The 14,605-nt window shown below is 52.4% G+C and carries 8 protein-coding genes; 5 read left to right on the top strand and 3 right to left on the bottom strand.

Annotated features, from left to right (window positions below):
* Window positions 1-213 precede the first annotated feature (213 nt).
* The 3 genes from ACO0K9_RS22410 (at window position 214) to ACO0K9_RS22400 (ending at window position 5,399) form a co-directional block, all read left to right on the top strand.
* Complete coding sequence (locus ACO0K9_RS22410) at window positions 214-3,177, top strand: LodA/GoxA family CTQ-dependent oxidase (protein ID WP_422988581.1); 2,964 nt, start codon at window positions 214-216, stop codon at window positions 3,175-3,177.
* A gap of 27 nt (window positions 3,178-3,204) precedes the next feature.
* Window positions 3,205-4,311: a tryptophan 7-halogenase gene (locus ACO0K9_RS22405; protein WP_422988579.1), complete on the top strand. Its 1,107-nt coding sequence runs from the start codon at window positions 3,205-3,207 to the stop codon at window positions 4,309-4,311.
* Window positions 4,312-4,457: 146 nt separating this feature from the next.
* Complete coding sequence (locus tag ACO0K9_RS22400; RefSeq protein WP_422988577.1) at window positions 4,458-5,399, top strand: hypothetical protein; 942 nt, start codon at window positions 4,458-4,460, stop codon at window positions 5,397-5,399.
* A 55-nt stretch (window positions 5,400-5,454) separates the two neighbouring features.
* On the opposite strand, the gene dacB is transcribed toward ACO0K9_RS22400, so the two are convergent.
* Entirely contained in the window at window positions 5,455-6,939 is a 1,485-nt protein-coding gene (dacB, locus tag ACO0K9_RS22395; RefSeq protein ID WP_422988575.1) for a D-alanyl-D-alanine carboxypeptidase/D-alanyl-D-alanine endopeptidase, read from the bottom strand.
* A 328-nt stretch (window positions 6,940-7,267) separates the two neighbouring features.
* Here dacB and ACO0K9_RS22390 point away from each other — a divergent pair, with 328 nt between their 5' ends.
* Window positions 7,268-9,241, top strand: a complete 1,974-nt coding sequence (locus ACO0K9_RS22390) for a peptidase U32 family protein (RefSeq protein WP_422988573.1) — start codon at window positions 7,268-7,270, stop codon at window positions 9,239-9,241.
* 115 nt (window positions 9,242-9,356) lie between these two features.
* Window positions 9,357-10,004, top strand: a complete 648-nt coding sequence (locus ACO0K9_RS22385; RefSeq protein ID WP_422988571.1) for a hypothetical protein — start codon at window positions 9,357-9,359, stop codon at window positions 10,002-10,004.
* Between the two features lie 162 nt (window positions 10,005-10,166).
* Here ACO0K9_RS22385 and ACO0K9_RS22380 read toward each other — a convergent pair whose 3' ends face one another.
* Entirely contained in the window at window positions 10,167-11,450 is a 1,284-nt protein-coding gene (locus tag ACO0K9_RS22380) for an MFS transporter (RefSeq protein ID WP_422988569.1), read from the bottom strand.
* Between the two features lie 296 nt (window positions 11,451-11,746).
* Window positions 11,747-14,461 carry a DUF6493 family protein gene (locus tag ACO0K9_RS22375; protein WP_422988567.1) on the bottom strand — a complete coding sequence of 905 codons (2,715 nt, stop codon included), beginning with the start codon at window positions 14,459-14,461 and terminating at the stop codon, window positions 11,747-11,749.
* Between the last annotated feature and the right edge of the window lie 144 nt (window positions 14,462-14,605).

Here is a 14,605-nt window from a genome sequence, read left to right as displayed (position 1 = left end):
GCGCAAACGCTAGCTCGCTACAGATCGTAAACACGTTCTTGGAAGTTTCTCAGCGCAATTTGACAATATTAAACTTGACTAAAGTTTAATATTGTCAAATAATCATTCTGCATTCCTGAATTTTCATATTTGCCTGCTCCCGCCTTTTGGCTGGGCACGGCAAATCCTTGCCTATGCAATTTGTTAGTCCAAGAATAATCAAAGGGAGATAGTATGAGTAAAGACACCGACCCGATTCCACCCTGTTTTGACCAGGCCAACCAGGCGCCCGAACGTTTGACCGAGATGTTTGTCGGCATCGCTCAGGAGAGTCGCATCAAGCTGGGTCAACGTCCCGCCGAACGGGCAGTCTTCCGCAAATTACATGGGGTGGCCAGCGCCAGGCTGGTGATGGAAAAGAATATCCCGGCCAAACTCAAAGTGGGCGTCTTCAGTCATGACAGCCTGGATGCCTGGGTCAGGTTTTCCAGCGACACCACACCGACCTCGCCCGACCTGTATTCGACTTTGGGTATAGGCATCAAACTGTTTGGTGTACCTGGGCCCAAGGCGCTGGGTGACGATGGTGATACCGCCGACTTCATCATGCAAAACTTCCCGGTCTTCTTTGTCGACAATGCCAAAGAGATGGTGGAATTTACCTATGCAGGCGTGGTCGCGCAGGATTATCCCGGCTATCTGAAAAAACATCCCAAGACGGCAAAAATACTCGATCAGATGGAAAAGGTCGAAGGCAGCACATTGACCACGACATACTGGGCCATCCTGCCTTTTCATGCAGGCGAAAAGAACTATGTCAAATATCGCCTGGAGCCGGTGACACCACCAGAAAACGTGCCGAATAATGAAAGGGATTATCTGGCCGTGGACATGTGTAACCGCCTGGCCAGGCGTGAATACCAGTTCCGCTTCATGGTGCAGCTCAGGACCAATCCCAAGACCATGCCGCTGGATGAAGCAACGGTGGAATGGCCAGAAACAGAAAGCCCCTTCGTCCATGTAGCAACCCTGATCTTGCCGCAACAAGACATCAGCGTGCGCGGCCAGTCTGACTATGGCCAGGGTCTGGCCTTCAATATCTGGCGCGTACCGCCAGCGCAGGCACCGGCAGGCTCCATCGCTGAAGCCCGCAAGATCGTGTACGCCGCTGGCGCTGATGCCAGACATGAAGCGAATGGCCAGGGCCTGCAAGACCCGCGTGCACCGCGCCCGGCACCTGCGGGCTGTCCCTTTCATGCAGCAGGGGTAGCAAAAGCTGAAGCAGAAAAACCCGTCAAAGACACCTGCATCGTCAAGGCCGTGATTTATCCTGCCATAGGCGTGGCGCGTGTCGGCACCAGTGAGAAAGAATGGTTTCTGGGGCCGGAAGTGCCTTACCCCAAACCGGAAGCACCAGGCTATTACCGCGATGCCCACAAAAAACTCAAACGTCAGGGTGCCAGGTTCCGCGTGTATGGTGTCAACGCCAAGGGGAATATCGTCAAGGAACTGAATGCCGACAATGCCAAGATAGAATGGCAGGTGCAACTGGCCAACACCAAATCAGCCTGGTACGGCTTCCAACTGGCGCTGGATATTCCCGAAGCGGCATCAGCACCACCGACTACCTTGCGTAATGCCGTCGTCTCAGACCGGGACATGTTATCGATCACGCCCAGGCAAAGAAAAGTCAGCGGTAAAAAAGCCAAAGCCCAGCGCTTTGATGACGGCAAGTTCATGGGCAAGCCTGTGTACCTGGGCGAGGCTTTCACCGATGAGCAAGGGCACCTTATCGTGCTGGGTGGGCATGGCGTGTCTGCTTCTTATGACAATAGCCGCGCCATCACCTTTGCCAACAATGAAGGCTGGTATGATGACACCTCAGATGGCCCCATCAATGCCAAGGTCGTTTATGAAGGGCTGGAATTGATGGTCGAACCGGCCTGGGTGGTCGTCGCACCACCCAACTATGCGCCACAAAGAAAATCCGTGCGCACCATGTGGGATTTGATGCGTGATGTCGCCATTACGGCTGGCAGTTTACCCAAACCCAGGCGCCCCAGTTTCACCTTCGATATCTTGCCCCTGTTTGAACGCCTGAATGGCTTGCAATGGGTGAATGCCGGGTTCTTTGCCGGTTTCGGCTGGAAAGGGGCAATTGATCTGACCAGTGCCGATGCCTTGTCGCGCCTGGCCAGCAATAACACCGCCTATGTGGAATTGCGCCGTACTATCGCCAATCAATTCCGTAATTATAAAGTTGATTCATGGTCACCCAAGCCCTGGCCCTGGTTGTATGGCGATGCCATGGCCATACCGGCTGCGCAGACACCCAGGCAAAATGCCTCATTGACGGCGACACAGTTGGCCATGCTGATGGAATGGGCCGAAGGTAATTTTGTGGAAGATTATGACCCGGAACGCAAGCATGCAAGCAGCATAGACCAGGTGCCGCTGGAACAGCAGGGCGATACCCTGACGCAAGCTGCGCTGGATTTTTGTCTGGCCGATGCCTTCCACCCCGGTTGCGAAATGACCTGGCCGGTACGTGCCAGCACCATGTATATGGCACCTTTCCGCTTCGCCCATGCGCTGGATGGCTGGATTGCCCCTGGCCTGGGTGAGGTGCTGACCAGCGATGGCGTCACCATACCAAATGGCCCCTTGTATGGCCAGCAGGCAGGTGGTATCACGCGCTGGATGGCGGTGCCATGGCAAACCGATACGGCAAGCTGCCGCTCTGGCTATGACAAATCCTACGACCCTTATGTACCCAGCTTCTGGCCAGCACGTGTGCCGAATCAGGTCATGACCAAGCAAAACTATGCCGTCGTCATGGATGATAAAAAGCCGCTGGGTGAAAGGCTGGCGGCATTTGCCAACCGCGCTTCCTGGATCAACCCTTTGGGCAGTACCAGCTACACCGACCAGATCAATAACATGATTCACCATTTTGATCATCTGGGCGTGGTGGAAGTGCATCCCGGCCCGACGGATGATACCCACTTCCCGGCAGAGTTTGAAGTAGAAGACCAGCATATACCGATAGCCAACATGCCGGCGCCCAATGCCCAACATGAAGCCCATCATGATGGCCAGTATGCCAGGGTAGGTGCGGCTGAAGTGGTGAATGCCGATTCTTTGGATTTGATGACGATAGAAAAAGTACGACGCTTCCCACGCGGGCTGCATCGTTAATATCCATCGCTTATAGAAACCACCAGCATGCGCAAGTTGCACGTGGATGTATTCGTGGCAGGGGCGGGGCCGGCAGGCTCTGCTTTTGCGTTGAACCTGGCACCGTTTCAAAAAGTGCTGATGATAGAAGCGCAGCCGCAGGCAAGCCTGCGCATAGGCGAATCCCTGCCCGCAGCAGCGGGCAGATTGCTGGCTGACATGTGTTTGTATGAAGATTTTTTGCAAGAACCACACCAGCCCACTCATTTGCATGTCAGCAGTTGGGGGGATGCCAGCCTGGTTGAACAGGATGCAATGCGCAATCTCGACGGCCATGGCTGGTATCTGGACCGGCATCGTTTTGATACCTGGCTGCAAGACGTGGCGCAACAGCGCGGTGCCGGCTTATTGAAGCAGACCAGGCTACAGTCTTTCCAGCCAGCCCAGGACTATCCCAGACATTGGGATATACAACTTGATGTGCAGGGCAAGCCCTTGCAGGTACACGCAAAAATGCTGATCGACGCCAGTGGCAGAAAATCCCTGCTGGCCAAACGCCAGGGCATCGCCCGCAAAGCTCTGGACAAACTGGTGTGTAGCTGGACAGTCGGGCGGGACCACGGCCACAGCCAGAACCACAATGCAGCAGCCAGCAGCCTGATCATCGCCGAAGCTGGCGGCTGGTGGTACACCTCGTCCTTGCCGGGTGGCGGACGTATGATTGCTTTTTATACCGATGCCGATTTGCCTGAAGCAACAGCATGCAGCCAGCAAGCAGGCTTACTGCAACGTGCTGCCAGCAATACCCAGTTGTCAGCACATTTGCAGGAAAGTGGTTTTACGCCTGGCAGCCATCACGGCTATTGCGCTGCCCATAGCGCCCTACTTGATCAGGTCGCCGGGCCAAACTGGCTGGCGGTCGGTGATGCCGCACTGAGTTTTGACCCACTGTCCTCGCAGGGCATGTTCAATGCACTCTATACCGGACTGGCTGCAGCAGAAGCAGTGTCGCATTATGACGACGCGGCACAAGCCGCCTATGTGGCCGAGCTGGCCTCCATACAGAATGCCTACCTGAACCATCTCAAGGTCTGGTATCAACAGGAACAACGCTGGGCCGATCAGATTTTTTGGCAGCGGCGACATAGCACTTGAACACTTGCCTTGCCGAGAAAACGGAGTAATCGCTTCAAAACTGTTGCAGAAATTAATATGCGCTGCACGAATATCCATGAGCAAACCCATGGTGACCAACAGCGATCAGTTAGAATCTCTGCTACTCCATCAAGAAAATTTCCCTCGTGCAATTTCGTCTGTCCTTCATCAAATCCCTGGGTGCGCTGCTGTGCCTGCTTGTGCTGGCGGCATGTGGGCGGACAGAGTCCGTACAGACGTTGGAACGGCGGGATTTGATGCGTCTGGTGTTTAAGGGTTGGGATGGCGAGCAAAATGCCATCGTCAGGCCACCACAGTTGAAGGCTGAATTTCCCGTGTCTGTGCCCGCTGATTCACAGACTGGTCTGCGCATGGATACCTTGCAGGTACAGCGATTGAATGAAGACAGTGCCGTCTTGCTGGTCAAGGGCGATGCATTGGATGCCGGCATGCCCACGCTGCTGGCGGCTTACTGGTTTCGTCGCCGTGGCGAAGCCTGGTCACTGGTTAACCGGCAGGATGTGATTGAATGGCTGGATAGTACCGGTCGCAATTCGGCTATAGGTAATACCCGCATCGTTGAATTGTTCTCTGGTCAGTTCGCGCTGGCGCTGGAATACAAGCAACTGAAGCAGGGAGTAGCAAATACCCGTTTGCTCTTGTTTCGTCTTGATGCTGACAATCTCGTACCGCTGCTAGAAAAGGGGAGTGAGCCGGACTTGGCCATACATGAAGAAAGCGGGCCGGAATGTGTGAACATCATACGTAATGTCGGCAATGTACGTACGAAGGGCAAGCACGTGCGCTTGCGCTTACGTGAAAATGAGGCAGAACCACCGAATTGCTACGACTATCTTGCCACATGGGACCTCGCCATTGGTAGCAATACGCCGGGGGACATCACACTTAATTTTGCGGACAAACATTACCGTTATCAGGAAATTTCCCGCAACACGGACAATGACGGTGAACGTACATCAACCTATGAATTGCAGGTCAGTGCACAAAAAGGCAAGAAGCTGTTTCGCTTCAATGCTGAGCAACAAAAATATGTGATCGTTCCTGACAAGCCAAAACAGAAAAAATAAGTGCCAGCCTGTTCAGGTCGCAATTACTACATTTCTGACGTGACTTCAAAGCTTTTCAGCGCCTGCCAGCAGCAACCCAGCTAATCAATTCATCCAGTGCAGGCTTGGCTTTGATGCTGTCTTCATGATTGATGGTGGCCACCACGATCCATTGCTGATCATTGATATCCCTGACATAACCAGCGATGGCCACCACATCTTTCAACGTACCGGTCTTGATGCGCGCACGTAATTCTGCCGGGCTGCCTTTCAGGCGGCGGCGCATGGTGCCATCAAGCGAGGCGACCGGCATGCTGCTGGAAAATTCCGCATTCCAGTTGCTGCGTGCACCCACCTGCAAAATGGCAGCCATTTGCTGTGGGCTGATGCGTTCTGTGCGAGACAGGCCGGAACCGTTTTCCAGCACCAGGCCGGCATCATTGATATTCTGTTTGCCCAGCCATTGCCTGACGCGGATATTCGCGGCTTCAAGACTATTGCTGACCGGCTTGTTGGTTGATTCACTGCCCAATGTCATGTACAACATGCGTGCCATGGTATTGTCAGACTGCTTGTTGATGATGCGGATAATATCTGCCAGCGTTTCCGATGTGCGTTCTACCACTACGACAGCATTGGCCGGTACTGTGCCGTCATGTACTTCACCTTGCCAACTGCCACCCATCTCTTGCCACAGGGCTCGCAGTACATGTGTGATGTAGTGGTTGCGGTCCAGGATGTTGACACTGTTATTGATCTTGCAGCGACGCGGGAAACCACCATTCAGCGTCACTTCGGTCATGCCAGCCGGTGTGGTCGCATAGTCGATCGCTGGTGGTAGCCATTCTTTTTCCCAGGCGGAACAGGGCAGCTCATTGAAATGCAGGTGGCTGGTGACTTTCAGCTTATCCAGCGGTGTGCCCAGGCGTACACCAATTTTGTCGGTACCGGCATCAATGCTCAGATTGATCAGGTTATTGTTGACCAGCATGGCATCCGGTATCACGTTGTAATACGCATCTGGATATTCATCAAAAGGGGGGGCACCGACATCCGGGCGTTCTGGCTGCAGGTAGCTGCGGTCGATAATGATATCGCCACGGATTTTACGAAAGCCCTGCTGACGCAAGGCACGCAGCATGCTGCTCAGCTTTTCCAGATTCAGGTTGGGGTCGCCACCGCCACGCAGGTACAGGTTGCCAGTATAGCTATCCTTCTTCACTGTCTTATCGATCAGTATCTGGGTCTTCCAGCGAAAGGTCGGCCCCAGTTCTTCCAGTGCAATCAGGGTGGTCAGCAACTTCATGGTCGATGCAGGATTCATCGGCCTGTCCGGCATGTGCGCCAGCACTGGCTGGCCACCACTGGCTGGTATCACTATCGCACTCATGGCCTGTTGCGGCACCCCGGTCTGGTTGAACACTGCTTCCACAGCCGGTGGCAGATTGCCCTGGGCACTTGCCAGTGCTGGCAGCAAGGAGCCAAGTAAGCTCATTGAGCCCAGTAAGCTCAGCAAGATCAAGGATTTTGGTAACAGCAGGCGGGCGTAAGATAGGCGCATAGTTGCGTTTATGTGGCTCAAGTCGGTATAGCAGGCATTGTAGAGCAGGCAAGACCCTTGCAACGTATGCGTGTTTCTTTTATCAATGAAATTTTGTCAGGACGGCATATCTTCTGGTTATCTGTGCAGACTTGGCTACACTGTGGGATGAGTCAATGAACAAAAGCCGCCAGCTACGGCAAATGTTGCCTGAAACTTACTATCCGTAAATGAATCGGCCAGACTTTCATCAAATGGCATGGTTTTATGCCCTGATAGCGAATACAAATAAGACATAAGCCCTTGATTTCGTTATAATTTTGGCCTTTCCACGTCACCGGTGTACACCATGACCTTGCTTGCCAACCAGACTGAACTTTTATCGCCCGCCAAAACTGTAGAAATTGGCCGTGAAGCGATCTTGCATGGCGCAGATGCCGTGTATATCGGCGGTCCTTCGTTTGGCGCACGTCACAATGCCAGTAATGAAGTCAGCGAGATTGCTGCACTGGTGGCATTTGCCCACCGCTACCATGCGCGCATCTTCGTGACCATGAACACCATCCTGCATGATTCAGAACTGGAACCGGCACGCAAGCAGATACATCAACTGTACGATGCCGGCGTCGATGCCCTGATCGTGCAAGACATGGGCATTTTGGAACTGGATATTCCGCCCATCCAACTGCATGCCAGTACCCAGTGCGATATCCGTGGTGTGGAAAAAGCCAGGTTCCTTGGCGATGTCGGTTTTTCGCAATTGGTGCTGGCGCGTGAACTGACGATCAAACAGATACAGGCCATCAAGGCAGAAGTCGCCACACCGCTCGAATATTTCGTGCACGGCGCATTGTGCGTGGCCTTCTCTGGCCAATGCTATATCTCGCATGCCGACAATGGTCGCAGCGCCAACCGTGGCGATTGCTCGCAAGCCTGTCGTCTGCCGTATACCCTCAGCGATGGCGAGGGTAGGGTAGTCGCCTATGAAAAACATTTACTGTCAATGAAAGACAATGACCAGAGCCGCAATCTTGAAGCCTTGCTCGATGCCGGTGTACAGTCATTGAAGATAGAAGGCCGCTACAAGGATATGGGCTATGTCAAAAATATCACCGCCCATTACCGCTTGCTGCTGGATGAAATTTTAGAGCGCAGGCCAGAATTTAGCCGTGCTTCCAGTGGCCATAGCCAGGTGGCATTTACACCCAATGTGGATAAGAACTTTCATCGTGGCCATACCGATTATTTTGCCAATGGCCGCCTTGAAGACATAGGCGCTTTCGATTCACCCAAATATGTCGGCCTGCACCTCGGTTATGTGACCCGCCTGGCAGCCAATTTCTTTGAGATTGAAGCCAATGAACCCATGTCGAATGGCGATGGCCTCAACTACATGGTCAAACGCGACGTCGCTGGTATACAAGCCAACACCGTAGAGCGCGTAGGCGCATCAGACAACGGTGAAATCTGGCGCGTCTTCCCGAATGAAAAAATGGCTGAGCTGACAGGTCTTAAAGTAGGCACCCTGGTCAACCGCAACCGTGACCACCGCTGGGAACATGCGCTGACCAAAAAATCCGCCGAGCGCCGCATCCCGGTCTGGCTGACTCTCAGCGAACAGCCTGATGGCCTGCGTCTGAAGATCACCGATGAAGACGGCGTGACATCTGAAACCAGCACCCAACTGGCGCTGGAACCAGCGCAAAACCGCGACAAGGCAGAAGCAGGCCTGCGCGACAATCTCGCCAAGCTCGGCAACACCATGTTTGAAGCCGTCCAGGTCAACCTTGATTTGCAGCAGCCATGGTTCGTGCCATCTTCTGTCATCAACGCTCTGCGCCGCGATGTTGTTGCAGCGCACGAGCTAGCCCGCTTGGCCGCATGGCAGCGTCCGCAACGCACACCGGCAGTCGAGCCACCAGTGGCGTATCCGGAAACCACACTCAGCTACCTCGCCAATGTGTACAACCACAAGGCCCGCAGCTTTTATGAAAAACACGCCGTACAACTGATCGCCGCCGCCTACGAATCCCATGAAGAAGCGGGCGAAGTATCGCTGATGATCACCAAGCATTGCCTGCGCTTCTCCTTCAACCTCTGCCCCAAACAGGCCAAGGGAGTGCAGGGCGTACAGGGCCAGGTCAAGGCCGAACCCATGACCCTGGTTACCGGTGAAGAAAAATACACCCTCAAATTCGACTGCAAGCCCTGCGAAATGCATATCATAGGCGCAATGAAAAAACATATCCTGCAGGCACCGCCGCCATCATCGGTACCGTATAGCCCGGTGACCTTTCATAAGACCAGGCCGCAGACGGTTTGATGGTGTGGTGGATGGGTATTGAAGGCTCAAAAGATGGAAACGCTTTTTGGGCCTTTTTCAAGCACCGACCTTTGTGTCTGTAGTCATTCAAAAAATTTTTAACCAATAATGAATTATGTCTGAAATCGTACGTGTCGCTTTAAATCAAACCTCTGGAAAAATCAATTGGCCAAGCCGATGTCCACGATGCGGTACGCAAAAAGACCTGATCAATATTGAAGGCCGAGTACTGCGTGAAACCAGTTCTTATCGTATTGTCTCTGTCGTTTTTCGGAGAGAAACTACGAGTTTTCATTTCCCTGTCTGCAGACAGCATTCGTTTCAGAATGAAATAGGTATGAAATTATTGGAGCGATCTTTCAGCATGACTGCCATTAGAGGACTAATTTATATCTCACTGGTTTTTATTATCAGTTTGCTGTATTCCAGATTTTACGAGCATCGTCCCATGACTTCATTTATTCAGGGCTATCAAGAAAGTAAAGTGGTAACGACCTTATTTTTGCTCGCTGGTCCCGTCGGTGTTTTCCTTCTTTTGTGGGCGCGTAAAGTGGCAAGCGTTTGTCCGATTAAAATAGACGGCAGCGTGGACGTTGTCAGTATACGATTTAAGAACAAAGAATACGCCAGAGATTTTAGACAAGCAAACCTTAAGGCTACACATCGGTTTAATACAGTAACGCCGATATTTTTTCTGCGACCATGGTTTTGGATGATGGTGATTTTTGTTTGCCTTTTTCTTTTCCTGTTACGTTCAAAATAGAGGTAGATATTTTTAGGACTTACGCGAAAGCGCCCCAAAGCGTTGCAGCTCCTTGCCGTACTATTCGTACTGTCTTCGTCGCTGCGCCTTGCTGGGACAATTTTGCGTAAGTCCTATTTTTCTTTGGCACGCCTGGCTAATTGTTTTTTGCATCAGTCAGTATCATTTTTCGTCATTCTCATTGCGCTCTGCCAATGCGGAAGTACCATTTGCTGATTTCGCCCGTTGCCATACCCAACCTGTGTACAGATGTATAGCCACAGCCAGGCATCCATTGATGATCAGTGCTGTGCGAACGCCTGTCAGATGCACCGATATGCCGGTGAGCAGGCTGCCTGCGGATAGACCGCCACGCATGGCCAGCATGTAGAGACTGACCGTCTGGCCGCGCAGTTGTGGACTGGCGCTGGCCTGTAATAGTGAATTGGCAGCGGTGTTACTGGCTGTCATGCATGAGCCGGCAAAAATCAGCAAGACGGGCAGGCCCCAAGTCCAGGTATTCAATCCTGCGAGCACCAGTGTGAGGCCATAAAGCGCCGCCAGCTTTGAACTGAAACTGCGCAAGTCGATATGCCTGCTTATCAAGAGCAAGCTGAATGCGCCCAACATGCCACCGACGCCAAATGAAGCCATGCCTATACTGAAATGGCTGGCATCGCCATGCAACGATTCTTTGACCAGAACCGGCGTGAAGGTGATCAAGGGGCTACATAAAAAACTGGTGGTCAGAACTGTGATCAGGGCACCGCGCAAATTAGGGTCGGCGACGATATCGCGCGCACCAGAAAACGGGCGTCGACCATCTGCCACGACACTAGCGTCTGCAGCAAGTTTTCCGCGTGGAAGTATCCACAATGCGACCGCTATGAATGGAAGATACGACAAGGCGCTGATGGCAAAGCATCCGGCTGCACCCATGCTCACCAGCAGGACGCCAGCGATAGACGGCCCCAAAATGCGCGACAGGTTGAACTGTATCGAGTTTAAAGCCAGTCCCTGGGCTATCTGTGAACGCTCGACCAGGCTGGGTACGATGGATTGGAAGGATGGCATGGACAGTGCATCCGTCACACCCACCACCAGCGACAAGCAGATGATGATCCAGGGATGCACAGTGCCAGTCAGCAGCAGCACGACCAGCAGGGTCGGGCACAGCATCTGTATCGACTGGAAGACGCTGATGATGCGACGCCGGTCTGCGCGATCAGCCAGTACACCACCAAACAGGGTCAGTAAAAATGCTGGAGCACCCAGCGCAAAGGCATCCAGACCTATCATGAAGGAGGAAGCCCCAAGACTAAGCAAGAGCCATGGCTGTGCTACCTGTTGCGCCCATGTACCTATATTGGATAATAAACTGGCGAACCAGAACGTACCGAAGCGCCGTGTCTTTAACAGGGCAAACGATGCCGAAAATTTAGTTGCTTCTGATTGCGTTGTTCCCATGTCTTCATAGCTAAGAATACCCCCTGTTGGTTCAGCAGGACATTCCTATGCTATCGCAGAAGAGATGGTTCGTGGGGAGTCGTTACATTCTGAAATTTGGCATATGATTTACTTCGTCACAATCGCAAACGTCCCCGGTGCCTTGTCTATCAATCCGAAAAACCTCACCATATATATCTTGCCTTCGGATCTGCCGTTAAATGCACGCAGTAAGGCGTTATTGATGCGTGTAGTAATAAGCTAGTCTAAAAGGCCGGGGCAGTTGCCCGTGGTCCTCTTACAGCCCGTTAAAACTGTCAACTGACTGCATGCTGCAGCAGGTCTTTTTGTATTGCTTTTCCTTTGCCAGAAATCTGCATTTGCTCAATGGATGATCTTGTTAATGGCGGCAAGGGGAGCCCAAGCTCTATGGCCAGTTCCAGCAAGAAATCCAGTAAGCTTGAAATTTCCTTGTTGAGGTCACCGGGCTCTTGCACCAGGGCTATACATAACAAATCAAATGCCATGCGGGGTGCCGTCTGATGCGATTGTGTCGCGGCTTTCAGGGTCTTTTGTAGTCGCCTGGCATTAAAGGATAGGTTAGCCAGCATTTGTTGAAAGACTTTCCCTAATGCGGGGACGTTCAGCCGGCCATCCTGCCAGGTAGCAACCAGGGCATCCACGGCCAAGGTGGATTGTCCTGGCTCCTTGCCCACAAGACCCAGCGCCAATGTGATTGTTTCCAGTCCGTTCATGGGTACAGCGGGATCAAGCAGCAAGCTTAAGAAAGCACTGTTGCACCATTCAGCATTGACCCAATCGATATTTCGTACAAGTGCAATTGTTGCCTGAGCAAAAAAGGCATCCAGGCATGATGGGGTGAGTGTTGCAGAGAACTTGATGAGTCCTTCGTCAAGTCGCCAATAGCTCCCACCCAGAAGGCATTCTTGCCCGCCCTGATAGAAAATCCCCTGATGTCTTGCAATGCTGATGTACTCCAGCGGTAAGCGCACTGGTGCAGGGCTGACGGTAAGCTGCCATTTGGTCGGAGAACCAATGGGATTGTAGGGCGCGCTGCTCAATGGATAGCGGGCTGCGTGGGCACCGTCCGGTCCGATATCGCCGTACGTGGCAATTAAATCCGGGTCGTCAGTACCGGGATGACGGGCTCTGCCTGCTGCAATAAACAATTCCTTGTTTTTGCCGACGGCAACTGTATCACCCAGTGCATATCTCAGTGCCTGGGTATAAGGTGTCTCTGGCAGCTCACGCGCCGTGGTTTGCGCGTTTTTATTGTGACCGGGGGCGAGACGCAACAGACTGAGCACTTGCTCGAACAGGGATGTTTGTGCATCTGCAGCGATGTGAGCTGCTATGCGATGCACGAGAACCTCTGGGTCAATAAAACCCCTGCGATGGCTTGGCGAGGCTAGTGGCGAGAGCGTTTTTTTCTGGGTAACGAAATCCATTAAATCATCTATACGGCGACATAAAAGTACACACGGCATATCGGTTGGATTGCAGTAGGAAGCAATCAAGGGAACTTTTTCGTCGTCGAACAGGAACAGGATGAATCGCGCCATCGCGCGCGCGACACGTTTATCGTATAGGTAGTTGGGATTGTCAGGCTTGAGCTTGTGCGCTCTCTTTAGTACAGGGAGAAATTGTTTTCTGACATCTGGAAGCCGACTTGGCACCAATCTGACAAGGCCATCAAGTACACGTTCAAATTCATCGATGTCAGTATTGTTCTCAAGGACATAGGCAGTGCGTTCAACCAATTCCGCCAGGTCGTTGATGGCGGATATCCGGCGCGTTTCGTCCAGCGGCGATGAGGGGCCTTGGGCACTTGGTATGTTTTCATCAATATTGGCTTTAGGTGGTGCTGGCTTTTCGCCCTGACCTGATATGGTGGCCAGTTGTTCCCGGTATTTGGCAGATACTTGCGGCAATAGGGCGCGTACGCGGTCCTTCGTTGCATCGGTCATACCCCACGCGGTCAGCCTGTCTATCACTTTCTTTTGCACATCGGCTGCAGTATGGGATAGGGCTACGATGGTGAGTGCTGCAGCTTCTTTGCTGAGCGTGGGTTCTTTGTTGACGATTTGGTCAAGCAACTTCAGTGCACTGTCGATCAAGCCTTTGGTCGTGGCAGAAAGCACCGTTCCGACTGCTGGCATTAATTCGTTTGTGCTGACCATTTCGTGCCGATACAAGGTGCTAAGAGCAGTGACGGCTACATTGATGGTCAGTGTGTTCCTGCTATGGCATAAACTGAGGTAACGTTCGGCAAACTGCTGCATTTCATTTGCAGTGGGTTCGAGTACGCGATGAAAGTGGGCAAACCAGCCAGAATGATGTTGACTCCAGGGTTTTTCCAAAGTGCCTATGGTTTTTTCCAGTAATAATGATCGGGAAAAAATGCCTTCGCGTATCAGGCGCAAATAAAACTGTTGTTTGTGATCGTGGGTAGACTCGGCATCGTAAATCAATCCACCTTCGACTTCAAATGCTTGTAACAGCGGCTCGCGCAGCAATTTGGGGTCTTCATCTGCCCAGCTACCGACATTGCTTTGGGCGAAAGTCCGGGCATAGCTTTCAGTCTGTGGCTTTGGGATCAGATCTGCAAGATACAGTGCGTGAACGATGGCTATGCACCGGTTGGCGTTACTGTCGACCAGATTGCGTTTCAGCAGTTCTTCGGCAAAATCCTCTGTCGCTCTCGGTTTGAAACGTCGCCAAAGATCAACAAAATCTTCCGGTGATAAACGGAAACGCCATCCCCAGGGACTACCGGCATTGACGATGTCACGCGTCACGCCACACAAAAACAGCGCAGCATCCCGGGCACGGCTTAGTTCAATTTCATCGTAAGGAATCTGTATATGCAGCAAATCATTGCGCCGCTTATATCGGTCTGCCGGGGGCAGTTCGGCAAGATAGGCGACCGTACCGTCATAGTCACCTGCTTCTATCAGGTCGTACAAGGAATTATTGCTTTGTGCCGGGTTGGCTGTGCTGCTTTTTGTCATCGTCACTTTACTCCTTGAATCACTAGTGTCCGGTTAAATTGGTAAGTAAAGCCAGCAAAGCTAATGCAGGCGCTGGTTTTGGCGGTTTTAGGGGTGTCCACGATTTGAATTTAAAATATGTCATTTGCGATAATCTCCGGTTTA

Origin of the sequence: Undibacterium sp. Ji50W (assembly GCF_049340445.1) — a bacterium.
Classification (GTDB): Bacteria; Pseudomonadota; Gammaproteobacteria; order Burkholderiales; family Burkholderiaceae_D; genus Undibacterium.
Note: the sequence above shows the minus strand (reverse complement) of the source record. Positions and strands in the feature narration are given on the sequence as shown.